Origin of the sequence: Rhodococcus jostii RHA1, from assembly GCF_000014565.1 — a bacterium.
Lineage (GTDB): Bacteria > Actinomycetota > Actinomycetes > Mycobacteriales > Mycobacteriaceae > Rhodococcus_F > Rhodococcus_F jostii_A.
The window spans coordinates 1,781,308-1,804,801 of sequence record NC_008268.1 but is presented as its reverse complement, the minus strand read 5'-3'; the positions used below and the strand labels follow the sequence as shown (position 1 = coordinate 1,804,801).

Genomic DNA, 23,494 nt, shown 5'->3' with positions numbered 1-23,494 from the left:
CACCGCGACTCGCTCAGTTGCCGTCCTTCTCCTTGTCCTTTTCCTTGGTCTTGTTGTTCCCGTTCCCGTTCCCGTTCCCGTTGCCGTTGCCGTTGCCGTTGTTGTTTCCCGGTCCGGGCTTCGGTACCGGTGCGACGGTTGGTGGGGGAGGCGCAACCGGGTTGACCTCGACGGCGCTGCTCGGGACGGAGACGGGTGCCGGGGCGGGGACGACGGCGGTGGTGCTCGGCCCGGGACCGACCGTGCCGTCCCGGTTCTGCGACGCGATGGCCAGCGCAGCCACGGCCACGGCCACCAGCACGGCGGCGATCGCGGCGATGATCAGCCCGGTGCGCCGTGGCCGCCGAGGCTCGGGTGGCAGCTCATGAACCGTCGTCGGTGTGAATGTTCTCGTCGGCGGCGGATGCGGGCCGGGCGCCCCGAGGACGGCGTCCCGCATGCTCTGGGCGTCGGCGTACCGCTGCTGCGGGTCGCGGGCCATCGCCCGTTCGATCGTGTGGACGAGGTTCGGATCGGCGTCCGGGCGGGCGTCGCGCAGCGGTCGGGCCGCCCCGTCGGTGATGGCCCGGGCGAGCGACAGGATGTTGTCGCCGGCGAACGGCCGGTGCCCGGCGAGGGCTTCGTAGCCGACGACGCCGACGGCGTAGAGGTCGTCGGCGGTGGTGGCGGGTGTGCCCAGGATGCGGTCCGGGCTGAGATAGGCCACGGTGCCCAGCACCTGACCTGTCGCGGTGTGGTCGGATGCGGCGCTCTTCGCGATGCCGAAGTCGGCGACCTTCACCGTGCCCGCGGCGGTGAACAGCACGTTTCCCGGTTTGATGTCGCGGTGCAGGATCCCGGCTCCGTGGGCGGCGCCGAGGGCGGCGAGCACGTCGGCGAGGATCGACCGCACCCGCGCGTCCGGCACGGGACCGGCGGCGATCTCGTCGGCGAGGGTCCGCCCGGGCAGGCGCTCCATCACGATGAACGCCACACCGGCGTCCTCGCCGCAGTCGTGCACCGCGACGACGTTCGGGTGATTCAACGTGGCGGCCAGCCGGGCCTCGGCCTCGAACCGGCGGCGGGTGTCGGGGACGGAGGTGAGCTCCGGGCGCAGCACTTTGATCGCGACGGGTCGCTGCAGGCGCAGGTCCCATCCGTCGTGGACATCGGCCATTCCGCCGCGCCCCAGCATTCCCCGCAACTCGTACCGACCTGCGAGAACTGCGGACACCGACATGCGCTCACGCTATCGTCAGCACTTGTGCCGGACACCGCTGCCTCCCACCTACCATGACGCCATGACCGCTTCAGGTAAACGCCGACACCTGTCCGTCGTTCCCGACACACCGGTGATCGTCCGGCCGTCCGAGCGGCCGGGTCGCCGCGACGTCGCGAGTTTCCACCTGCGGATCGAGCTCGACGACGTGTCGCCGACCATCTGGCGGCAGTTCGTCGTGCCGTCGAACCTGCGGCTGAACGAGCTGCATCCGATCGTGCAGACGGTCATGGGCTGGCAGGACAGCCACCTGCATTCGTGGGTCGGCGGCGAGCCGCCCGCCTCCGAGCGGTACGAGATGCGTGAGAGCATCGACGAGGGCTTCGCCGACGAGGACGACGAGCTGTGCGAGGACGCGGTGCGGCTCGATCAGGTTCTGGCCGAGCCTGGCGAGCTGCTGTCGTATCAATACGACTTCGGCGACGGCTGGGACCACACGATCGTCCTCGAACGGATCGAGGCCGGCGGGCCCGCGCCGACGGTGACCTGCCTCGCCGGTGCCCGCGCCTGCCCACCCGAGGATTGCGGCGGACCGGGCGGATACGCCGACCTGCTGACGGTCCTGGCCACCCCGTCGCACCCCGGTCATCACGACGCCGGGGCGTGGGTGGGGCCCGGCTTCGCGCCCGAATCGTTCGGCGTCGACGCCGTGAACCGTAATCTGCGGATCGAAGTCGTGATCCGTGACCACGGGCCGGTGACGGATTCGAAGTTCGCCGAACTGCTGCGACGAATACCCCATCAGGCTGCCCCGCACGTCTTTTCGCTTCTCGAGCACGCCCAGCTCACCACGCGGACGGGTGACTTTCCTGCGGCCCAGGAAGCGGCGACGTTTCATCTGCGGTGGCTTCTGCAGCGCATCGGATCCGACGGCATCACGTTGACTCAGGCGGGTTACCTGCCCCCGGCCGTGGTGGCGGAGATGCGGCAGGCGCTGCCGGGCTTCGACGACTGGCCCGCCACCAGCAACCGCGAGACGGACCAACGGCCGGTCCACCTGCTCCGGGAGTACGCCAAGACCCTCGGACTGGTGCGCAAGTACAAGGGAAAACTCGTTCGAACCAATCTCGGAACGGCGATGGCGGACAACGCGAACCAGATGTGGCGTCACCTGCTCGAGCGCCTGCCGCTGGGCACCGAACAGATCGAGCGGGAGGCCGGATACCTCGTGCTTCTCACACTCGCCGCAGGCACGTCGTCGGACGAACGCAGGGACGTGATCGCCGAAGGACTCGCCGCCCTCGGCTGGCAGACCAGCGACGGCACGATCGTCGGCCGGGAAGAAGTCTTCTGGATGGGCCGTCCCACGATCTCGTTCCTCGAACTGATCGGCGCAATGGTCGAGGGCTACGTCCAACGCGACCAGCCCATGGACCCCGAATGGGGTCGGCTCCTCGCGCAGATGGTGCTGTCGATGTAGGTCCACAGTACTGGATTTCGCCCGAACCTTTTTGGGCGCAGGTGCTTTCGAGACGTATGGCATCGCGCGCTGCCGACGCCTCCAGGCGTCGCCGGACGGTCACGCAAACGACACTCGTCGATGCAGAACGATTTCGGGCCACATCTGTCGGAATCTTCTGCTTTGATACGTCCATGCAATAGTCGGTCGCGAGCGAGGGAGGTTGACGACGATGGTCGATTCCACCGAGGTGCCCGAGGTTTCGTGGGCGGGAATGGTCGAGTGGTTGACCGGCTCGCTGGTCGATCAACCAGTTGCGCTCATCGTCGAGATCGGCCCGAACAGTTACGTCGGTGAGGACGACGACGAAGAAGTTGTCTGCGCGCAGATTCAGGTACTGGCGGACGGTGTGTTGATGCTCCGGCGATCACGCGTCGAACTCGGGCACCTGCTGCTCGCCGACTATTCCGCCGAGCACCTGACCCTCGACAGGTGGCATTTCGACGGCCATTTCGAAGACTGCACCGACGGCTATCTCTTCAGTCGCGATGTGAACCTGATCGCGAACACGTGCGTAGCCTGGTTCCGGGACAATTGGGGCACCCGGTCCACCAGTGAACTCGGATGCTCGTATCGGTTCCCCGACGAGTTGATACCGTCTGTCGACGCCGACGACGTGTTCTGACCTCCGCCGCGGCCGAACTCGAGGATTCGAGGGTCCCGGTTCGACGATTCCGGCACACTGGTTCCATGAGCACTCCGCCGCGTCGTCGGTGGGTGTTGCATGTCGATCTCGACCAGTTCATCGCCGCAGTCGAGGTGCTGCGGCACCCTGAGCTGCGGGGACGTCCCGTCGTGGTGGGCGGTCGCGGCGATCCCACCGAGCGCGCGGTGGTATCGACGGCGTCGTACGAGGCGCGTGAGTTCGGTGTCGGTTCCGGGATGCCGATGCGGATCGCGGCACGGAAGATCCCCGACGCGGTGTTCCTGCCCGTCGACGCCGAGGCCTACACCGAGGTGTCGGGCGTCGTGATGGACACCTTGCGTAAGTTGGGCGTCGTCGTCGAGGTGATGGGCTGGGACGAGGCGTTTCTGGGTGTCGAGACCGAAGACCCGGAGGCGTTCGCGCGAACCGTCCACGACGCCGTCCTCGACGCGACCGGGCTGCACTGCTCAGTCGGTATCGGCGACAACAAGTTACGAGCCAAGATCGCGACGGACTTCGGCAAACCGCAGGGCATCTACCGGCTGACGGAGGAGAACTGGTTCGCCGTCATGGGGGAGCGCCCCACCGACGCGCTGTGGGGGATCGGCAAGAAGACAGCGAAGAAGCTTGCCGCGCTGGGCATCAGCACCGTCCGAGAACTCGCCGACGCCTCGGATCAGGAGTTGGCCACGACCCTCGGTCCGAACATGGGACCGTGGTACGCCAGGATCGGTCGTGGCATCGATCTTTCCCCGGTCTCGGCGGAGCCCTGGGTGGCCCGGTCGCACAGCCGGGAGACGACCTTTCAGCAGAACCTCGCCGGCCGGGAGGCCGTCACCGAGGAAATCATACGTCTCGCTTCCCGCGTCAGGGAGGACATCCTCGCGGAGAACCGCAGGGCGGTGCGCGTGGCATTGAAGGTGCGCTACGCCCCGTTCGACACCCACACGACGAGCAAACCACTGCCGGAGCCGACATTCGATCCGGACGTGATCACCGACGCGGCAGCAGCATTGGTCGACAGGCTGGACCACGACCGGGAAGTGCGACTCCTCGGCGTGCGGCTCGAGATGACGCCGCCCACGTGAGTGGCAAGGCGTGCTCGGGCACGCTTTGCCACTCACGTGTCAGCGACGGGCGAAGACTGCGGGTTCGCTGTCGGGAACCTGGGCGACGAGGTCGCGAGCGACGAGGTGCCGAAGGTGGGCCGCTGCCTCGGACAGCGCCATGCCCTTGCCCATGGGTGAGATGTCGGCCCACGGCTTGTACCACTTCATGCGCTCGGCGACCTGCCACACCGTGATCTGGTCGTCGCCGAAAGCCTTGTACAGGTGGTCGAGTCGCTCTTCGTGGTGCTCGATCAGCTCTCCGGCACGTCCCGCGACGTCGTCGATGGGGATGCCGTGGGCGCCGAGGCCGCGGGTGATGTTCATGGTCTGGACGCGGCGCAGCGAGTCCATGAACTCGGCCAGCGCGTCGCGTTCCTCGAGTGGGTACACGAAGTTGCCGACATGCGGCGTCGTCTTCTGCAGGACGTGGTCGCCGGTGAACATCACGTCGGCGTCTTCCAGGTAGAAGCAGACGTGGCCGGGGGTGTGGCCGGGGGTGTAGACGGCGCGCAGGCTGCGGCCGGTGAGGGCAATGAGTTCGTCGTCGACGAGGACACGATCGGGCGCCGAGTCGGGACCCGCAGGCGGCTTCCCCGACGCGGACTTCTCGAATGCCTCGAGGTCTGCCGGGGCGGCGCCGGCCCGCGTCATGTTCTCCTTCTGGAAGTGCAACCACTCGGGGCCGTGACCGGTCGACATGTGCTCGAACATCCCGTGATCGGATTCGTGCATCGCAATCCATGCCCCGGAGGCCTCCCGGACGCGACCGCACAGACCGGTGTGGTCGGGGTGGAAGTGCGTGAGTACGACGCCTTCCACATCCTTCACCGAGTGTCCGATGGCCTCGAGTCCGGAGGTGAGGCCGTTCCAGGCGTTGTCGTCGTCCCAACCGGCGTCGACGAGGATCAGACCGCCGGGGGATTCCATCGCGTACACCAGGGTGTGACCGAGGGGGTTGTCCGTGATCGGCACCGGAATCTGGAAGATCCCGTCACCGATGGGCGCTGCGTCGCTCATGTGCCTACCTCGTTGCCTAGATGAACAAATTAGTTCTACTTGCCTTCATACTGACCTTTCGGCGCGGTTTGCGATACCGCGGGTCCCGATTAGCGGAACGGAATGCCCCGTGACCAGGTGTTTTGGTGTGAAAGCCGACGGTGAGACTGGAACACCCACTGGAAGCCGGACGCTGTGGAATGCTCCACCCGGACCAGCTTTCACATGCTCGCTCTGCGACAGGAGACTGCTTTGACCACGAACCTCGTTCGATCACGCCGCCGGTGGTACACGACCGGAATGTGTGGCCTCGCCGTAGTGGGTGCCTCGGGACTGCTTGCCCCCAGCGTGGCGGTTGCAGCGCCGGCAGCGTTACCTGCCGGTTGTGTGCAAGGCGTCGGCACCCAGGTGACCTGCACGTTCACATTCACCGGCAGTGCGCAGTCGTTCACGGTTCCCGAGGGCATTACCAGCTTGGCGGTGACGGCGACGGGCGGACGTGGTGGAAACAGCCGGACCATTCTCGGCGGCGCCGCGGCCGTCGCAACCGGACAGCTGACGGTCGCCGCCGGTGACGCGCTGTACATCCAGGTCGGCGGAAACGGTGGCGACGGCAATGGTCAAGCCGGATACAACGGCGGTGGAGCCGGCGGCACCGGCGCGAGCGGCGGAGGTGGCGCCTCCGACGTTCGCACCGGGACGGGTGAGCTGGCGGATCGTCAGATCGTCGCCGCGGGCGGAGGCGGCGCGGGTGACACCTATATCGGTGGCGCAGGCAACCTGATGGGACCTGCTGGCGGACCCGGCGGCGGGGGCGGCGGTGGCGGAGGCGGCACGGACGTCGCTGGTGGTGTCGGAGGCAACGGTGGCACTGACCCGCATGGCTCGCCGGGTGAAGCCGGTGCCGGTGGTGCCGGTGCAGGCACGGGCGGCGGTGGTGGCGGCGGCTGGTTCGGCGGCGGAGGTGGCGCCGAGAACTACGGTGGTGGCGGAGGTGGTGGCGGATCGTCCTACGCGCCCGGCGGAACCTTCAGCGTCGCTGGGGCGGATGCTGTTTCGTCGGTAGTCATCACGTACGGGGCCGGTTCGGGAACGGGGTCACTCGGAAACCTCTTCGGCAGCAGCTGATCTCGACTCCACGCTGGAGTCGTGACAGGCCGCGAAATGACACACGAAATCGGCAGCAGCCCTGAACTTTCGTTCAGGGCTGCTGCCGATGGTGTTCTCAGACTGCGACAGCCGCCGTCGTAGAGGCGGACGCGGGTTCATAGATCGCTTCGATGCGGCGCCGAGTCTCGTCGGGATCGGACTTCATCGCGAGGACGAGTTCGGAAATGACGAGCTGCATTGCGTGCTCGAGCTGCCGCTTCTCGCCGGCTGACAGCGGCTTGACCTGCGAACGCGTCATCAGATCGCGGATGACTTCACTCACCGTGAAGATTCCGCCGACGGTCAGCTTTTCCTGGTTGGCCTTGAACCGCCTGGACCAGTTCGACGGGTCGTCGACCGTCGGACCGCGCAGGATGTCGAAGACTCGACCGACTTCGTCGTTGTTGATCGCGTTTCGCACGCCGATGGATTCGGCTTTCGCTACCGGGATCTCGATGGACAGCCCGTTCTGAGCGACCTCGAACTGTACGTATTCGGTGGGCAAATCGTTGAACATCCGGGTCGTGAGCTTTGTGACAGTCACCGACCCGTGGTGCGGGTACAGAAAAATATCACCGATATTGAGATTCATAGATTACCTACCCTTCACATACATTATGGCACACGCTGCCATCTTGACAACTGCTGACCAGATATGAACGATCTCTGGTGGGTGCTCCTACCGATTGCGAAGGCCGTTGATGACCAGACTCGAAGCGTTCTCCGTGTCGCCTGACCTGCCCGCCGGCCCGCTGGGGCTGCGGGAGCGGCGACGCGAGCAGACGAATGTCGAGATCAGCGAGACCGCACTCACACTGTTCGAGCACAAGGGTGTCGAGGGCACGACCGTCGGCGAGATCGCGCAGACTGCGGGAGTGTCGCAGCGAACCTTCTTCCGATATTTCACTACCAAGGAAGAGGCCGCGCTCCGCGATCACTGGGCCTTCGAGGCGGTGTTGGCCGGAGGGCTCGACCAGCTCGACTCGGAAGTTTCACCGAGGCTCGCGCTGGAAACGGCCTTCGCTGCTGCTCTGACGATGTACTCGGACAGTTTGTCGATCGCCTGCCGACGATTGCTGCGGGTGAACCGACTCATCAAAAAGGAGCCGGCGCTGCGGGCGGAGCTGGCGCGCGAGAGTGTGCGGCGAACCGCGGCGCTTGTCGATGTGGTGTCGACGAGGTTCGACTGCGCCGACTTGCAGGTTCGACTGGCAGTCGATGTGTCGATTGCCGTGCTCCGTGCGGCGTTGGAAACGTGGGTGGACCAATCGTCCACCGATGAGACGGCGAGCCTGCCCGAAATCTATTCCTTGGCAAGGGGACTCGCGCAGGCGTGATCGGAGACGGTCCGCAGGCGTCGGCTCAGCCCTCCAGGAAGCTGAACCGGACGTGCCGCACCGGGTTGTCGACATTGGTGTCGACGAGGCACACGGATTGCCAGGTGCCCGTCGCGAGTGCTCCGTCGAAGACGGGCACGGACGCGTAGGGCGGCAGGAACGCCGGCAGCACGTGGTCGCGGCCGTGCCCATGGCTCCCGTGGCGATGGATCCACCGGTCGTCGCGCGGAAGCACCTCGTCGATCGCCCGCAGAAGGTCGTCGTCGCTTCCCGCGCCGGTCTCGATGACGACGAGTCCAGCAGTGGCGTGCGGCACCCACACATGCAACAGGCCGTCACCGGCGCCTGCTGAGGCGAGGAACTTCTCGATCTCACGGGTCAGGTCGTGCACCACCGGCTCGGCGCCGGTCCGCACCTCGATCTCAGTACTGAACATAGTTCTGACGTTAGTGCCCTGGTGCGTGACAGCGCACGTGCTATGTGACCAAGCCCTGCCGCGATCGGAATCGTCAACAACGCATCGAGCGGCGTCGACCACTAAGGATGCAATCTCGGTGACAGGCCCAACTAGTTGAGCGACCATGTCAGGTACTCGAATCAATCGACGGATTTACGCGCGGCTCGAGCGGCGGACCCTACCGCGCAGCGGTTGCGCCCTCGGGATGGAAATCATGTGCGGAGCAACAGGTTACTCTGTGTGCGCATGGAGGGTCCTTTCGGTGCAAAGCCCGGTCCAAGTATTCCCTTGGCGGAGGGGGGACCGGGTATACCGGAAGCCGCGTCGCCGCCGTCACTGTCGCGGATGTGGTTTCGCGACCGCCGTCTCTACTACTTGCGGCCGGCCGCCCACTTCATGCCCCAGCTGTAGGTCTTGTCGAGATCGGCCTGGCTGCCTTCGATGTACTTCACCTCGCGGGTGACGGTGATGCCCTGCCCGGTGTTCTGCAGCATCGCGATGGCGCAGATGCGAGCGGAGCTGTTCGACGTGTCCAGTCGTACCTCCACCTCGGGTCCGCTGGTGGGGTAGAGGGTGACGACGCCGTCCACGGCCGCCCAGTTGGGTGCGCCGTCGTAGATCATCGCGAAGATGAGGATCCGCTTGAACATCTCCGGTCGGTCGAGATTGATATGCAAATTCTCGCCCCCGGTCACCGTGCCGGTGCGGTCGTCGGCGTCGAGCTTGATGAACGGCGGGGCCTGCAGAGATCCGAAACTGTTGCCGAGTGCCTGGACCACACCCTTCGACCCGTCGGCCAGTTCGTACAGGCAGCCGAGGTCCAGGTCGATGCCGTTGTTGCCGCCCGCGGCGGCGGCGAGCTTCGCGAAGAAGCCGGTCTTCTTCGGCTGCGGTGTCGCGCCCGTCGACCAGTTGAGGTTGACGCGCATCGCGCCTTGCCGCTCACCCGACTTCGTCAGGCTGACGGAAGGCGCAGCCTTCGACAAGGTCACTTTGCTCAGACTGACTCCGCCCTGCGGGGCGGCAGGACTGGACGGGCGTCGGGTGTAGTCGATGGCCACAGGTGGGAAACCTTCCGATTGACTGAGCGCGTCAGACTGTTGTCCGATTTGCACGATTTCGGTCCAGAGTAGCCGTAGTCGCGTGGTCGGACTTCAGCCCGACCACGGTCACGCTGATTCCCGTGCACTCCACTCGATCGCCGGGCACGTGTCCATCACCATGGCAACTCCCTTCGCGGTCGTTCGCTGGAAGGCGGCCTCGTCGATGACTCCCAACTGAAACCAGACGCCCTTCGCGCCCACCTCGACGGCCTGGTCCGCGAACTCGCCGGCCGCGTTTGACTGGCGAAAGACGTCGACGACGTCGATAGGGAACGGGACGTCCGCGAGAGTGGGATAGCCCTGCTCGCCGAGCACCATCGGGGCGTCGGGGTGGATCGGGACGATGCGCTTTCCCCGGCGCTGCAACAGCTCCGCGATCCGGAAAGCCGTCCGGTCCGGATTGCCGGAGAGCCCGACGATTGCCCACGTTTCCCAGTCGTCGAGCATCGACGAGACGGCTTTGGGGTCCTGCCACGTAGTGTCCACATCGCCAAACTACTACTGACCGTGGACGTCAGCCGGGGATCGCCGCGCTCAACCGAAGTCGGCGTGCGACAGTATCGGCATGGTGATCCGTATTCCCGAGAATCCGCGTCTGGTGAATGGTTCCGAGGAATCGGTGTGGAAAGCGCTTCTCGGTCAGCTCGGCGACGGTGACCTGGTGGTGGCAAATCAGCGGGTCACCGACCGGCTCAAGGATCACGAGATCGACTTCGTGGTGGCGCTCGAGGGGTACGGAATCGTCTGCCTGGAGGTGAAGGGCGGGCAGATTTGGCACGACGGCACCGATTGGTACCAAGAGCAGCGAAAAGGACCGACGGTCATCAACCCGGTCCGGCAAGCACGTGACGCGTCGTATGCACTGCGGAGCTACGTGGAGGCCGACCCGCGGTGGAGTCACGGGCGGCTGCGATGGGACCACGTGGTGGTCTTCCCCAACGTGGAGATCACCGACGACTTCGCCCTGCCGGAATGCCCGCGCTGGAAGGTGATTGATCGCACCAACCTGGATGAGGTGGTGTCGCGGTTGCAGAAGGTGCTGTCCGGTCAACAGTTGGACCGCCCGGCCCTGCCCGCCGACGGGGTCGATCAGCTCACGACGGTCCTCTCCGGACGGGGCCTCCCGCAACGCGACGTGGTTGCGAGGGCGATCGCGAACGAAGACGCGGCGGACGCACTCACTGCCCAGCAGTCGGTGATTCTCGACGCGATCCGGTTGTTGCACCGTGTCGAGGTGCGGGGCGGCGCCGGAAGCGGCAAGACATTCCTAGCGGTCGAGAAGGCGCGGCGGCTTGCGAAGCAGGGGCAGCGGGTGGCGCTCATCTGCTACTCGCACGGGTTGGCGTCGTATCTCGAACGGTTGACCGCCACCTGGTCCTACGAGGAGCGGCCTGCGTATGTGGGGGAGTTCCATGCGCTCGGTCAGCGGTGGGGAGCGCCGGAGGGCCCGGACGAAAGCATCCGCACCACCGACACCGTGCAGTTCTGGGAACACGACCTTCCGCGGCACATGGCGGAGTTGGCGTCGGACTTGCCGTTGCGGGACCGGTTCGACGCGGTGGTCGTGGACGAGGCGCAGGACTTCGCCGATGACTGGTGGGGGCCGTTGCTGGCGGCGCTGCGTGACGAGGAAGCCGGCGGCATCTATGTGTTCAGCGACGAGGGGCAGCGGGTGTTCGACCGGCAGGGTGTTCCGCCGATTCAATTGGTCCCGTTGGTGCTCGACCACAATCTGCGCAATACCCGTCAGATCGCGGACTCGTTCACGCCGTTGGTCGGCCAGCGGATGCGTCTGCTCGGTGGGGAAGGCCCGGAGGTACTCTTCGTGCCCTGCACCGCAGAGGATGCGCTGACGGTGGCCGACGATCAGATCGACTCGTTGATGGACGAGGGGTGGCGTCCCGAGGATCTGGCGTTGCTTGCCACGGGCAGCCGTCATCCGGAGCAGGTCGGCCGGCAGGCGGAGGGCAACGTGGCCTACTGGGACAGCTTCTGGGACACCGAGCAGGTGTTCTACGGGCACGTCCTGGGGTTCAAGGGTCTGGAACGCCGTGCCGTCGTTCTGGCGCTCAATGAGAAAGTGGTGCAGGAGCGTTCGCGGGAGCGGCTGTACGTCGGGCTGTCGCGTGCCCGGGATCAGCTGGTGGTGTGTGGCGATCCGGCCTTCATCCGGGAGGTCGGGGGAGCGGAGTTGGCCAAACGGATGGGGATCTGATGTCGCCCCGTTAGTTTGCCCAGCGGTACCCGCATGCGCCGCACATCCAGTCCGGCACTGGGTCGGTGACGATGCAGCCCAACGGAATGGTCCACGGCGGCACCGGCTCGCGCGGGATCGGCATGCCGATCACTGCAGACCGGGTTTGCGATGCCGCGCATCGCGAGCAGCTCGGGTGGAAGGAGAAGCGGTAGTCGAGGAAGGTGGAGAATCCGCCCTCGGTCATCGCAGTCTGGCACCCAGTGCACAAGGCAGCCGGCCAGTCATGCGCCGGCCCGTGATAATTCCAGTGGTCGACGCCGTTCTCGGCAGTGTGGATGTGTACGCGCTCCCGTGCGGCACTGCCACGCAAGTCGATCGTCTCTCCGCAGGCTGTGCACTTGCCGGCGGACTTCAGCAGCACACGCGCCGCGGCCGCCGTGGTGTGCGACGCCTCGTCTCGTCGGGCGAACGGGTCGTCGAAGTTCGCAGGATGTTCGAGGAGCGGAGTCAGTAGTCGGCCGCCGACCTCGTTGTCGACTCAACCTGCGATGGTGGGAAGAACGACGCCCGCGCAGGCTTCGACGGCAGCAACAGACGGGAGTTCGGGGAGCGGCCACGACTGCGTGACGCCGATGGTGTCGGGCGATGACGGACCCGCGAGCTCCTTGCACAGGACAGTGCGCGGTTCGTTGTCGAGCACGGTGATGAGCACGTCGCCGCTGCGAATAGGTTCGCGGATGAACCAGGGCCGGCCCGGCGACCTCGGTTCGAGGTACGCGGTCACAGCGTCTTTCCAGGGGCGTCCCTCGGCGATGAAGGTTCGGCGAATGTCGGTGTCCTCGGGGACGGTGACATCTTGTCGTGGGGGACCGACAAATCAGCCGAGGTGCCTATTCGGGGATGTCGATCGAACAGTGTATTGACTCGGATACGTTGACGCGCAGGTGATTGCGTAACGTCCATGCATTGGTTGGCGACCCGTTGCGGAATTGTGTGAAAGCCCGGGCAGTCTGGTATTAGTTTCAACCATCGTGCTGTCGCTGCGTGGATAGGAAATCGGACGCGCGAGCGCCTACACAGTTTCGTATGCGACTACCCAGGCGAGAATCAGCAAGTTTCCGGGCAGGTCGCCTGCATTTCTGAAAGGGCACTGCCGTGTCGATCGATATTCAGCCCGCCGCTGCCAACTCGCAAACAGTGAGCCGGCCGCGGAACGCGCGACGGCCGTTGTTCTCCTCGATCGTCGGATGCGCGGGCGTCGTCCTGGTGGCCGCCAGTCTTGCCGGCTGCGGTTCGGGTGAGTCCTCGTCGACGGCATCGGCGACCACCACCGCGGTCGCTTCCACGACGACGACCACGACCATGCGGCCGACGACGACGGTGCCCGTGACCACACCGGTCGCGGTTGCGCCCGTGGTTCCGGTGCAGCCTGCGCCTGTGGCGCCGACCTCGAGCGCGCCTGTGCTGGTGCCGATGCCGGCTGTGGTCTGCATGAACCTGCAGACGGCACAGAACACGATCCAGGCGGCGGGGGTCTTCTTCTCGCGCAGTGCCGATGCGACCGGTGCGGGACGGAAGCAGGTGCTCGACTCGAACTGGGTCGTCGTGGGTCAGCAGCCGTCGCCCGGTGCCTTGGTCGGGGAGGGTGACGCGGTGCTGTCGGTTGTGAAGATCGGCGAGCCCAACAATTGCTGACGCGCTGATGCCGACACCGCTAGGTCCGAAGTCCCTATTTGTCCCTGGTGGTGTCGGTTGAACGGTGTATTGACTCGGATTCATTGGGGCGCAGTTTTTTTAGCTAGCTCACCACCGCGGGCACGGTTATGTGTTACGTCGGGTTTGTCTGGTACTAGTTTCAACTAACGCGCTCGGGGTGGACTGTCGACCGAAAGCGGGTGGTTTTGTCATTCGTCTGAATGAATCTCGTCGCCTAACCCGCGTCGGTCGAGAAACGTGTCGGGGGCGGGGTGTAATTTCAGCAGCATAGTTCAACGTTCAAGGAAATGAGGGGGACGGGCGCGCGTGATCGACGCCGCCGATTCGGATGTGGCCGACGTGCCGTCCGCGGGCGATGCGTTCGGCAGTGGTATCTGCAACGCGCTGTGCCGCTTATTGTTTCATCATCGCTCTTGTAACGCTCGTCGCAATGTCGCGATGGAATGTTCGATCACCAGACCTGCTTCCCTGTGCGTCTGCGCCCTACCGCGAGAGAAATCCGTGCCTCGATGACCAATCCCTTCGACTTCAGCGATTACGACACCTCGCGTGATCGCGGGTCCACCGACTCGGCCTCGTCGTGGCCGGCTGCAAATCAGTTCGGCTCGGCGTCCGCCGACCCCTTCGCATCTCAGCCCTCCGCGTTCGCGCCGACCGCGGCGGCGGAGCCCTTCGCTGCAGCACAGAGTCAGCGACCCGGCGGCGCGATCGCGCAGGGTAAGCCCCCTGTCATCTGGCTCGCACTGGCCGCAGTGGCGGCCGCGGCGGGGTTGATCCTTGCGATCACGGCGGGTTCGTTCACGGCCGTCGCCTTCCTCGCCTGGGTGCTGGCGGGAGGATTCGCGTTCGTGTTCCTCTCACGGTTCACCGTGCTCGACACGGCGCAGCGGGCGAAGCCCGTCTACGCCCGATCGAAGGCCGCCCAGCGGGGGTATTGGGTGGTCGTCGCCCTCGCGGGGGCGGGAATCGTGGCGAGCGCGTGGCGCATTGCGGAATGGGCGGGTCGACTGTGAAGAAGGTAGCCGCCCTCGCGGCCATGACGCTCGTGCACCTGATGCTGGCGATCCCGTCCGCGTCGGCGGCCCCGACGACCGCAGCGGTCGGAGACTTCGGTGGCTGTCTCGCCTCGCAGCAACAGGGCGACCTGCTGCTCATGGTCGATCAATCCGGCAGCCTCCAGGGTTCCGACCCCGACGCGGCGCGCGTGTCTGCGGCCAACTACCTGCTCGAACAGCTCAACACGTTCGGCGGCTCCGCGGGTGTGGAGCTCAACGTCGCGATCGCGGGATTCTCCGAAAAATTCATTGTCCACGCACCGTGGACCCGACTCGACAACGGTTCGCTGCCCGCCCTGCAGGGCGAGGTCGAGAGGTTCCGTACTCGCACGGACGGCATCGATACCGACTACTGGAACGCGCTCGACGGTGCCCGCCGCACGCTCGCGGAACGCGACGGCCAATCGGAGGCAAACCGCTGCCAGGCGGTGGCGTGGTTCTCCGACGGAAAGCTCGACTTCACCGTCCGCGACGCCGAGAAGCCCTACGCGCAGGGAGTTTCCCTGGGTAGTGATCAGGGCGTCCAACAGGTGGTGGCGGCCGCCCGGGAATCGATCTGTCGTCCCGCCGGCATCGCCGATCAGCTGCGCTCGTCGGGGATCGTCACGTTCGCGGTGGGCCTCGCCGCGGGGACCGCGCAGCCCAGCGACTTCGACCTGATGCGGTCGATCGCGACCGGCGGCGACGGGGCGTGCGGAAAGACCACGTCACCGTCACCCGGTGACTTCTACCTCGCACAGAACATCGACGACCTCTTGTTCGCGTTCGACGCGTTCAGCACACCCGGTCAGGCCCCGATCGAGGGTGAGACGGGTGTCTGCGTCGTGAGTGTGTGTGACGAGGCGCGGCACCGCTTCGTGCTCGACGACTCGATCAGCTCGGTCACCGTGCTCGGCTCGGCCGACGCGGAGGGGCTGATCCCGACCCTCGTCGCTCCGAGCGGGGCGCAACTCGCACTCGACCGCGAAGGCGCACCCACGACCGCGACCCTGGACGGCGCCCAGGTGGCGTACCGGTGGATGTCGCCCCGCTCGGTCAGCTTCACGATGACCAAGTCCAACGATTCCGCCCAGTGGCAGGGCATGTGGGCACTCGTGTTCGTCGATCCGGACGGCTCCAGCCCGCTGGCACGCTCCAAGACGAACATCCACATCTCGGGCAATCTGTTCCCGGCCTGGCTCGGGATGGATACGACGGCCGTGCACAGCGGCGAGAAGACGTCCGCCATCCGTCTGGGCATCGTCGACTCCGACCGGAACGAGATCGACCCCTCGGATCTGCTGGGTAGCGCCGCCCTGTCGGTGTCGCTGACCGATGCGGGAAACGTCGATCACCCGTTGGTCGATCGGATTGCCAAGGAGCGCATCGGCGATCCCGTCGAACTCGACTTCACCGAGGTTCCGCCGGGAGCGGCGACGCTGCGGCTCACGCTCGATGTGACGACGGCCGACGCCCGATCCGCGTCCGGTGACGTCATCGCCCCGGGCACGACGTTGACACCGCAGTTCGTCGATGTCCCGCTCACCGTGTCTCCGCCGATCGGCTACCCCGCCGTGCCGTCGAAGGTCGATTTCGGCACCGTCGAGGGCGCCGGCCAGTTCGCCGCGACTATCCCGATCACCGGGCCCGGTTGCGTGTGGTTCGACCAGGCTGCACCGGTCGCGCTCGACGCCGTACCCGACGGAGTCGGTGACGTCGGTGTCTCCGCCGGCACCGCACCGTCCGCCGCAGACTGCCTCGAGATCGGTGAGGGCCAGCAGGCGAATCTTCCCGTCGACCTGTCTGTTCCGGCACCCGGCAACGGCTCCCTCAACGGGTCGATTCCGCTGATGATGTCCCCTTCCGGTGAGCCTGACCGCGCGCTGCCGATCACCGTCGCGTTCACGGCCGAGCTGCAGAAGCCGCTCAACAGCGGGCGGTTCTGGCTCGTGTTCGTGCTGGTGCTCCTGGTCAGCATCGCACTGCCGCCGCTCGTGCTCTACGGCATCAAGTGGTGGACCGCCCGGATTCCGGCGAAGACGCTCAAGGCGATGCGCGTCGGCGTCACCATCGAGGGCGGGCAGGTTCTGCGGGACGGTGTCGAATTCGGGATCCGAGAGAGCGACCTGAGTCAGCTCGTGCGGGGGCTCAACAAACCCGCTCGCGGCCTGGATGTCGAGGGTGTGGAGTTGCGGACGCGGATCGGTCTGTCGCCGTTCGGGCCGGGATACGTGGTCGCGCAGCAGCCCGGCCTCGTCGCGGCTTCGGGAGCCGAACCGGGCGTCGACCGGCGCACGGGTGGCGCGCGACTTCCGCTGGCCATCCACAACAACTGGGTGGTGCTGCACGATCCAGACGGGCCGGCGAACTTGGCGACCGTGCTGCTGCTCGTCGGCGCCGACGCGACGGACGACAGCAACCGCCGACTGGTCGCCGACCTGGTGCGCAAGGTGCCGGGCCGGGTGGCCGACCTGAGGGCCGCTCACCCGGGGTCGACCCCGTCCGCGACGCCCCCGCGTGCGCCGTCGTCGTCCGACCCGTTCGGTGCTCCGTCTGCCCCGACGTTCGGTGCGGCACCCTCCTGGGACGCGGCTCCGACGTTCGGCGGGACGGCGCCGAGCGGCTCGGCCGCCCCGGCCCGCTCGCCCGCCGGCGACCCGTTCGATCCGTTCCGGCCACCCGGCTCCTGACATGGATCGTCCTCGACTTCAAGCTCTCTCTTCTGTGAAAGGACCGTAATGAGGCGGTTTCTCGTAGTCGGTTGCGGTGGTTCCGGCGCTGTCACCCTCGCGTACATGATGGATCAGCTCCGCTCGGATCTCGCTGCGGCGGGCATCGACCGCATCCCCGGCGGGTGGCAGTTCGTCAGCATCGACGTGCCGACGGCACCCGAGGCTGGACCGGACGGCCTCGACAACGTCCGCGATCAGGGCGGTTTCTACTTCGGTAGCGGTCCTCAGGGTGATTCGTACGCGGTGCTGGACAATGCGCTGACCAACCAGCTCACCGCGAAGCAGAGCCTCGACGAGATCGCCACGTGGGCACCTCGTGACCCGTCGTCGGTGACGGTGCCCATCGGATCGGGTGCGGGCCAGTACCGCTCACTCGGCCGCATGATCACTCTGAGCAAGGCCGGCGGCATCCGCGACACCCTGCAGCGGGCGTGGGATCAGCTGTCGACGGTCGAGACGGCCAGCCAGATGTCTTCGCTGAACGTGCCCGGCGGCGGTTCTTTTGAGCAGGGCGAGTCGCCGATCGTGCTCGTGGTGTCGTCGATGGCCGGCGGCGCCGGTGCGTCGATGGCCCTCGACGTGTGCCGGCTGCTCACGCTCATTCCGGGACTCGACCCGCGTCTGATGGGCGTGTTCATGGTGGCCCCGGACATCTTCGACGGTCTCGGCAAGAGCGCGACCACCGGTGTCCGGGCCAACGCGCTGGCGATGCTCGGCGAGATCGTCGCCAGCCAGCTCGGTTCGGCGCGCGAGCACGACGTGGAGATCCTGCGCGCACTCGGGCAGCAGCACGGGGCGGGCGAGAAGGTTCCGTTCGCGCGGGTGTTCCCGGTGGGCCGCAAGGTCGGTGTGGAGGGCGCACCGTTTGGCGACGGCTCACAGAAGGCGATCTACCGCGGCCTGGCCCGCGGCCTCGCCGGGATGATGATGAGCGGCGCGGCCACTCGTCAGTTCGTGCAGTACGACCTCACCAACGGTGCGGGACTGCCGGGCCAGCGGGAGAACATCGGATGGGGCGGTCAGTGGGACAACCTGCCCTGGGGAACCTACGGGTTCTCCAGCTTGAGCATGGGCCGCGACCGGTACGCCGAGTACTCCGCGCAGCGGCTGGCTCGCAGCGCCGTCGACCGCCTGCTCGACGGCCACCGTTCACCCGGTAGTCCGGTGTCCGACGAGGATCAGGTCAACTCGATTCTCGACGGTCAGTGGAACAGCCTGCTCGCGGCGATGGGATTCCCGATCGCGCATGCCGACGCGCGAGGCGCGCAGATGGGGGTGGGCGCCTGGCTCACGTCCGTGGTGCTGCCGGCCACGGATGCCAATCGGATGGCCGGCCAGACGGTGGAACTCGAACTGCGCGGGCACCTTCCGTCGGGTTCCGGTCTGGTGGCGGGACAGTGGGTTCCGGAGATCCGGCAGGCGCTCGGACGCCGCCGTCAGGCGCTGACGAGTTCGGCCGAACAGCATGCGGTCGCGCACGCGTACGTGTGGCACAAGGGTCTGGTGGACCGGATCGAGGGGACGGTCGGCAGGTCGATCGCCCAGCTGGGTCTCCCGTATGCCACCGCGCTGGTCAGCCGTCTGCTCACGTACTGCAAGGATTCGGTGCGGACCGGTGCCGAAGACTTGTCTCGCCGGGCGCCCGAGGACATCACGGCGCAGACCGCCGACGTGTCGCAGGTGCTCACCAACCTCAAGGGCAGCATCGAGAGTGACGCGGAGATCCTCGATCGGATCGTCGCCGACTGCCGCGACAACGTCTACCGCCAGCTGTATGCGTCGCTGTCCGGCAAGGTCGCCGAGGTGATCGCGGCTCTGGTGCCGGAGGTCCTGCAGCCGTTGCTCGACGCGTTGAACGAGGAGCAGACCGCGCTGCGCCGCGCCCGCACCAAGCCCGCGAGCGATGTCGGGCTGGCCCGGCTGGCGACGGACCAGTACGGCGCGTGGCCCGCCGACAAGGCCGATCGGGTGCCGAAGCGGTTCGCGGAAGCCAACAACGAGGTGATGCTCACCCCGTCGGCGGACTTCATGGATCAGTACCGGGGAGACCTGCCGCTTGCCGTCACGGCCTCCGAGACCGGGACGCCGCCGTTCGCGGCGGCGGTCGAGCAGGCGGTCGCGAGCGTCGTGACGGGACTGTGGACGACGGTCGACGGCACCCGGGCGCCGGGGGAGGACCACTCTCTCGTCGAGCGCACGGCGGCCTGGCGGTCGCGGGCGTTCCCGATCGACCCGAACACGCGCGAGGCGCTGGTGCCGTCCTCGGCGCGCTACGACGTGCACGTCCGTCCCGTCGAGTTGCTCGATCGGGCGCGGAAGTTCGTCGGACGCACCGGCGAATCGTTCGACCGGTTCTGCCGGGTGTCGCTCCGCGAGTACATTGAGGATCACACCGTGCCCGCGTATGCGATCGAGGAGCGGCGGGAACGACTGCAGCGCAAGTTCACCGAGGCGCTCTCGCTGGCCCGGCCGTTGGCCAGCGTCAACCAGCAGGCGCTCGAGGCGCTGCACCCGGGACAGCAGGTGGAGTACCGCTACAAGTTCACGTCGGTGCCGTTCCTCAACCTGCCGGTGGCGGACACACTGTCACAGGTGCTGCAGAAGGACCCGATGATCGATCACGAGACGGAGGGGGAGTTCGCGCGACTGCTGTCCGACGAGGACCGGCTCACCCGCATCGACATCTTCGGCTCGTACCCCAACTACTCCCCGCTGGCGTACGACTCCGTGCTCGGGCCCGCCGCGAAGCAGTGGGCGGATTCGACCCCGGCGCAGCAGGAGTCGTTCTGGCGGTGGCGCCGGTCGCGTCCGCTGGCCGCCTCGCTGCCGATGCACCGCGACGAACGGCGCGCGATGACCGCCGGCTGGTTCCTCGGGTTGGCGATCGGGCAGGTGCGGTTGCCCGCGGCCCCGTACGACGAACCGGTCCGGGTGTGGGACGCCGGCATCGGTGACTGGGTGGACTTCCCGAACCCGCTGCTCACCCCGCCGTCGCGGTTCACGGTCAGCAACGACTGGCTGCCTGCGGTGCTCGAATCGGTGCTGCTGGCGATGGCGCAGTCGCACGAGCCGCCGGTCATGCACTCGATGCTGCCCTACCGGGCGCTGCGGGCGGTCTACGACTCGTCCGCGGAAGACCCGGTCAGCGGCATCCACGAGGTGTCCGCGAAGGCACGGCTGACCGCCTGGCTGCGGACGGGTGAGCCCGTCACGGGATGGCAGTCGCAGGTGGAGAACACCGGACCGGACGTTTCCGTGGCCGAGCGCGCCGGCAACGCCGTCGCCTGGCTGTCCAAGATCCGCGACCTCGTCGGCGAGCACTACATGGAGCCCGGTCAGGACGGGGCACCCGGAGGTGGCGCCCTGTCGGTCGTCGGGTTGCGCGAACACGCCTCGCAGACACCGATCTTCCGCGACATCGCACCGGACGTGTATTGGGCGACGGGCGAATTGATCGCCCTGATCGAGGAGTGCAAGGCGCGCGCGGAGCGACCGGAGCAGCCGAACCACGCTCCGGTGCACGCCGCGGCGCCGACCGCGATGGCGCACGCCCTCGTCCTCCCCGATGCCGGTCAGTTCTGACATGAGCGTGTTGACGGTGTTCCTCGCCGCGGACGGTCCGGCGCAGGGTGTGCGGGACGTGCTCCGAGATCTGTCTGCGGCCGGGCTGGTGTCGCCGTTCCTGTGGATCGACGACACCGCGGTGGTCGCCGACAGCACCCGGTTGCGCGCGCGGGAGACCAACGCGGGTACCGACACGGCGGTGGTCCTGCAGGACGTGCTGGCCTCGCGGCGCATCGACCGGGTACGGATCTGCGTTCTGGTGGCCGGCACCACCCAGGTCGATCCCGAGTCGGTGCGGTTCGTCTCCGAGCTGCTCACGTCCAACTCCGGCGGAGCGCGGTCCAGCCGACTGCGACTGCTGTTGCGCCGACCCGGGGCCGAGGATGGGGGCGCGACGGCGCTCGCCGGCTGGCACAACCTGCTCATTGCCCCGGAGGACTCGCGTGGACCGGGCATGGGGCACGAATCTCTCGCGCCGACAGCGGATCCCCTCGCCGTCGGGCGGCACGGCGCCCCGGTGATCGCGGGTGTGACCGGTCTGTGGAACGACGCGCAGCACGCCCCGTTCGACGACGAACCCGTGCTCCCCGGCAACGCGCTGCGGGTGGTCCGGTCCTATTACCGGCGCCTGGACACGGCCCGGGCCGAGCACGACCTCCGCTCGGAGCTGCTCGATTTCGGCGGGTTGATGCCGCTGCCGCACGACTCCGGCACCAACGTGCTGTATGCCGACGACGTCGCGTCGGCGACGTCGACGATGGCTCGGGCGTTGTGGCGCAAGCACAGTGCGCTGCTCAGCGGTGAACGCGCGGACACACCGGGTGCGCTCGAGCCGCGCACCATCCGGTTCGTGCAGGCCCTGCGGATGTTCTTCTCCTTCCTGTTCGCGGTGCTGCGGAATGCGCCGGCCCAGTGGGTCGCGCGGGTGGCCATCCGGGCGTCGGCGTCGGTGGCGTCGGCAACGCAGACCACCCTGTTCGGATCCTCGACGCGGGGTGCCTATCGCGTCGTCGTGGGCGGCGTCGACGCGGACGGACACAAGGTCGCGTGGACCGACTACGAGGCGGCGTCCAAGCAGATCGGTGCGATGCTCGATGCGGCCGGTGCCACCCCGCAGCCGGTGACTCCGGACCTGTCGGCGCTGTGGCGCGACTACGCCCGCGCCGCCCTCACGCTGTCGGACGCCAGTGAGCGTTCCGCGGGCCTGCCGCCGGTGCAGGTGGGCGCGCATCGGGCCATCCTGCGGACCGCGGCGGATGTCATTCCCGGCCCGGGTGATCGGTTCACGGACATCCCGGGCATGGTGTCGGCGACGCTGAGCCTGCACGCCGTCGAGCCGGCAGACATTCTCGGGGTCACGGAGACCAGGGATCGTCTGCGGGAACTGGAGCAGGACCCGACGATCGGTCTCGACGCCCGCCGGACGAGTTCCGCCCTGGCTGCGTGGTGGAGCCGGAAGCAGCGCAGTTTCGCGGTGTCGTTCGGGTCGATCCTGACGAGCCGCCTCGATGCCACCGTCAACGAGTCCCGGGTGCTGCTCGAGCGCCTCGACACGTCGGAGCAGCGTCAGGACCTCGCCGAGGCGTGCGCCGAGCAACAGGCGCACATGTTCCGTCGCGTGCGTATCGCGACCGTGCTCTTCCTGCTGCTCGCCGTCGCCGCCGGAGTGTTCGCGTGGCGCGAGATCATCTCCTGGTGGTGGGGTGGCCCGGCGATCGCCGTGTGTGTGCTGGCGTGGGCCGCGGTGGTGGCGATCGTGTGCCAGCGCACCCAGCAATTCCTTGAACGACTGTTGGTCGAGCGGGACGCGGCCGCGCGGGCCGATGCCGCGGATCGGGCCAATCTGCGTGTCGCACTGCGGGAGATCGAGCACCTCACGGGGGCCTACCGGCAGTTCCTGTCGTGGAGCCGCGCCCTCGGTGCGTTCCTCGCCGAGCCGCTCGGTGCCAGTGAGCAGACTCGAACGACATCCCGGACCGTGGGCTGGGGTTTGCCCCGGCACACCGCGATCGCATCTGGGACACCCAGCCCCGAGCAGGTCGAACGGGTGGCCGAGGCCCTTCGCCGCGACCTGTTCACGGTCGGCTGGCTGACCGACCCGTGGGACACGGTGCTGGGCTCGGCAGGCACGGCGCTCGGCACCGCCGGCCATGACATCGACCGGGACCCGGGACTGCTGGCCGCGAAGCCCGGTGCCGGTTCGGGTTCGGCGCTCGACGAGTGGTCGCTGCGCTTCGATCAGGGCAAGATCCGCGCGACCGGTGCCGCCGTGCTGTGGCAGCGGGCGCTCGCCGAATTGACCGGCACACGAGAAGAACTCGCCCACGGCCTGCTCGAGACGGTCGAGTATTTCGACGGTGGTGCGCCGAGGCGGGTCGGGGTCGACGAGTTCGTCGCCGGGATCGGTACGAGGTCGGATGGTGTCGCGTTCTTCGACCGGTCGATCTTCAGTGACACGGCGTCGACGAAGGGCCTGTCGGCCGTGTCGGGTGAGACGGTGACCCGCGTGCGCGTCGGCTGCGGGCTCGTGGCCGTCACGACCCAGTACACCGACGGACTGTCGGACGAAGATCTGCGCGCGACCCACGTTCGACGCGCCGATCCGGTGGAGATGCGGCAGATCCCCGAGTTCGAATTGCGTCCGGCCAGGCAGACCTCGACCGCCCACGACAGTGCTGTGAGAACCGCATTCGTCGTCCCGGTCGTCGACGGCCTCAACTTCTGAAAGCGAGTGGAA

The 23,494-nt window shown here is 67.2% G+C and carries 20 protein-coding genes; 11 read left to right on the top strand and 9 right to left on the bottom strand.

Features of this window, described 5'->3' with window-relative positions:
* Positions 1-13 precede the first annotated feature (13 nt).
* Entirely contained in the window at positions 14-1,219 is a 1,206-nt protein-coding gene (locus RHA1_RS08280; RefSeq protein ID WP_041811252.1) for a serine/threonine-protein kinase, read from the bottom strand.
* Positions 1,220-1,280: 61 nt separating this feature from the next.
* Between RHA1_RS08280 and RHA1_RS08275 the strand changes: the two genes are divergently transcribed.
* The 3 genes from RHA1_RS08275 to RHA1_RS08265 all read left to right on the top strand — a co-directional run bounded on the left by RHA1_RS08275 (position 1,281) and on the right by RHA1_RS08265 (position 4,451).
* Complete coding sequence (locus tag RHA1_RS08275; RefSeq protein ID WP_041811250.1) at positions 1,281-2,678, top strand: plasmid pRiA4b ORF-3 family protein; 1,398 nt, start codon at positions 1,281-1,283, stop codon at positions 2,676-2,678.
* A gap of 211 nt (positions 2,679-2,889) precedes the next feature.
* Positions 2,890-3,342, top strand: a complete 453-nt coding sequence (locus RHA1_RS08270; protein ID WP_011594644.1) for a hypothetical protein — start codon at positions 2,890-2,892, stop codon at positions 3,340-3,342.
* Between the two features lie 65 nt (positions 3,343-3,407).
* Complete coding sequence (locus RHA1_RS08265) at positions 3,408-4,451, top strand: DNA polymerase IV (protein ID WP_011594643.1); 1,044 nt, start codon at positions 3,408-3,410, stop codon at positions 4,449-4,451.
* A gap of 39 nt (positions 4,452-4,490) precedes the next feature.
* On the opposite strand, the gene RHA1_RS08260 is transcribed toward RHA1_RS08265, so the two are convergent.
* Complete coding sequence (locus tag RHA1_RS08260; RefSeq protein ID WP_011594642.1) at positions 4,491-5,489, bottom strand: MBL fold metallo-hydrolase; 999 nt, start codon at positions 5,487-5,489, stop codon at positions 4,491-4,493.
* A 279-nt stretch (positions 5,490-5,768) separates the two neighbouring features.
* Between RHA1_RS08260 and RHA1_RS08255 the strand changes: the two genes are divergently transcribed.
* On the top strand, positions 5,769-6,596 hold the full coding sequence (locus tag RHA1_RS08255; protein ID WP_337505189.1) for a glycine-rich protein: 828 nt from the start codon (positions 5,769-5,771) through the stop codon (positions 6,594-6,596).
* A gap of 97 nt (positions 6,597-6,693) precedes the next feature.
* Here RHA1_RS08255 and RHA1_RS08250 read toward each other — a convergent pair whose 3' ends face one another.
* Positions 6,694-7,161, bottom strand: coding sequence for a CarD family transcriptional regulator (locus tag RHA1_RS08250; RefSeq protein WP_231914481.1), 468 nt, complete (start codon positions 7,159-7,161; stop codon positions 6,694-6,696).
* Between the two features lie 157 nt (positions 7,162-7,318).
* On the opposite strand from RHA1_RS08250, the gene RHA1_RS08245 reads away from it, so the two are divergent.
* Positions 7,319-7,954 carry a TetR family transcriptional regulator gene (locus tag RHA1_RS08245; RefSeq protein WP_050787264.1) on the top strand — a complete coding sequence of 212 codons (636 nt, stop codon included), beginning with the start codon at positions 7,319-7,321 and terminating at the stop codon, positions 7,952-7,954.
* Positions 7,955-7,979: 25 nt separating this feature from the next.
* On the opposite strand, the gene RHA1_RS08240 is transcribed toward RHA1_RS08245, so the two are convergent.
* The 3 genes from RHA1_RS08240 to RHA1_RS08230 form a co-directional block, all read right to left on the bottom strand.
* Complete coding sequence (locus RHA1_RS08240) at positions 7,980-8,390, bottom strand: secondary thiamine-phosphate synthase enzyme YjbQ (RefSeq protein ID WP_009474393.1); 411 nt, start codon at positions 8,388-8,390, stop codon at positions 7,980-7,982.
* Between the two features lie 392 nt (positions 8,391-8,782).
* Positions 8,783-9,472: a TerD family protein gene (locus RHA1_RS08235; RefSeq protein WP_011594638.1), complete on the bottom strand. Its 690-nt coding sequence runs from the start codon at positions 9,470-9,472 to the stop codon at positions 8,783-8,785.
* Between the two features lie 108 nt (positions 9,473-9,580).
* Positions 9,581-10,000, bottom strand: a complete 420-nt coding sequence (locus tag RHA1_RS08230) for a CoA-binding protein (protein WP_011594637.1) — start codon at positions 9,998-10,000, stop codon at positions 9,581-9,583.
* 79 nt (positions 10,001-10,079) lie between these two features.
* Here RHA1_RS08230 and RHA1_RS08225 point away from each other — a divergent pair, with 79 nt between their 5' ends.
* The gene (locus RHA1_RS08225) at positions 10,080-11,729 is read left to right on the top strand and encodes an NERD domain-containing protein (RefSeq protein ID WP_011594636.1); all 1,650 of its coding nucleotides are present in this window, start codon (positions 10,080-10,082) and stop codon (positions 11,727-11,729) included.
* Positions 11,730-11,739: 10 nt separating this feature from the next.
* Here RHA1_RS08225 and RHA1_RS51665 read toward each other — a convergent pair whose 3' ends face one another.
* The 3 genes from RHA1_RS51665 to RHA1_RS08210 form a co-directional block, all read right to left on the bottom strand.
* Complete coding sequence (locus RHA1_RS51665; protein WP_237726860.1) at positions 11,740-11,955, bottom strand: hypothetical protein; 216 nt, start codon at positions 11,953-11,955, stop codon at positions 11,740-11,742.
* A gap of 294 nt (positions 11,956-12,249) precedes the next feature.
* Complete coding sequence (locus RHA1_RS08215) at positions 12,250-12,495, bottom strand: hypothetical protein (RefSeq protein WP_011594634.1); 246 nt, start codon at positions 12,493-12,495, stop codon at positions 12,250-12,252.
* A gap of 385 nt (positions 12,496-12,880) precedes the next feature.
* A complete protein-coding gene (locus RHA1_RS08210) occupies positions 12,881-13,204 on the bottom strand; it encodes a hypothetical protein (protein ID WP_011594632.1) in 324 nt (107 codons plus the stop codon).
* Between RHA1_RS08210 and RHA1_RS08205 the strand changes: the two genes are divergently transcribed.
* The 5 genes from RHA1_RS08205 (at position 13,203) to RHA1_RS08185 (ending at position 23,482) form a co-directional block, all read left to right on the top strand.
* Positions 13,203-13,406, top strand: a complete 204-nt coding sequence (locus RHA1_RS08205; RefSeq protein WP_041811249.1) for a hypothetical protein — start codon at positions 13,203-13,205, stop codon at positions 13,404-13,406. The genes RHA1_RS08210 and RHA1_RS08205 overlap by 2 nt on opposite strands.
* A gap of 530 nt (positions 13,407-13,936) precedes the next feature.
* Positions 13,937-14,440, top strand: a complete 504-nt coding sequence (locus RHA1_RS08200; RefSeq protein ID WP_237726859.1) for a hypothetical protein — start codon at positions 13,937-13,939, stop codon at positions 14,438-14,440.
* Entirely contained in the window at positions 14,437-17,151 is a 2,715-nt protein-coding gene (locus tag RHA1_RS08195) for a vWA domain-containing protein (RefSeq protein ID WP_011594630.1), read from the top strand. The genes RHA1_RS08200 and RHA1_RS08195 overlap by 4 nt, the downstream gene beginning before the upstream one ends.
* A 48-nt stretch (positions 17,152-17,199) precedes the next feature.
* Positions 17,200-20,775 (top strand): tubulin-like doman-containing protein, encoded by a 3,576-nt coding sequence (locus RHA1_RS08190; RefSeq protein ID WP_011594629.1) that lies wholly within the window; start codon positions 17,200-17,202, stop codon positions 20,773-20,775.
* A gap of 1 nt (position 20,776) precedes the next feature.
* Positions 20,777-23,482, top strand: coding sequence for a hypothetical protein (locus tag RHA1_RS08185; RefSeq protein WP_050787263.1), 2,706 nt, complete (start codon positions 20,777-20,779; stop codon positions 23,480-23,482).
* Positions 23,483-23,494: the final 12 nt, after the last annotated feature.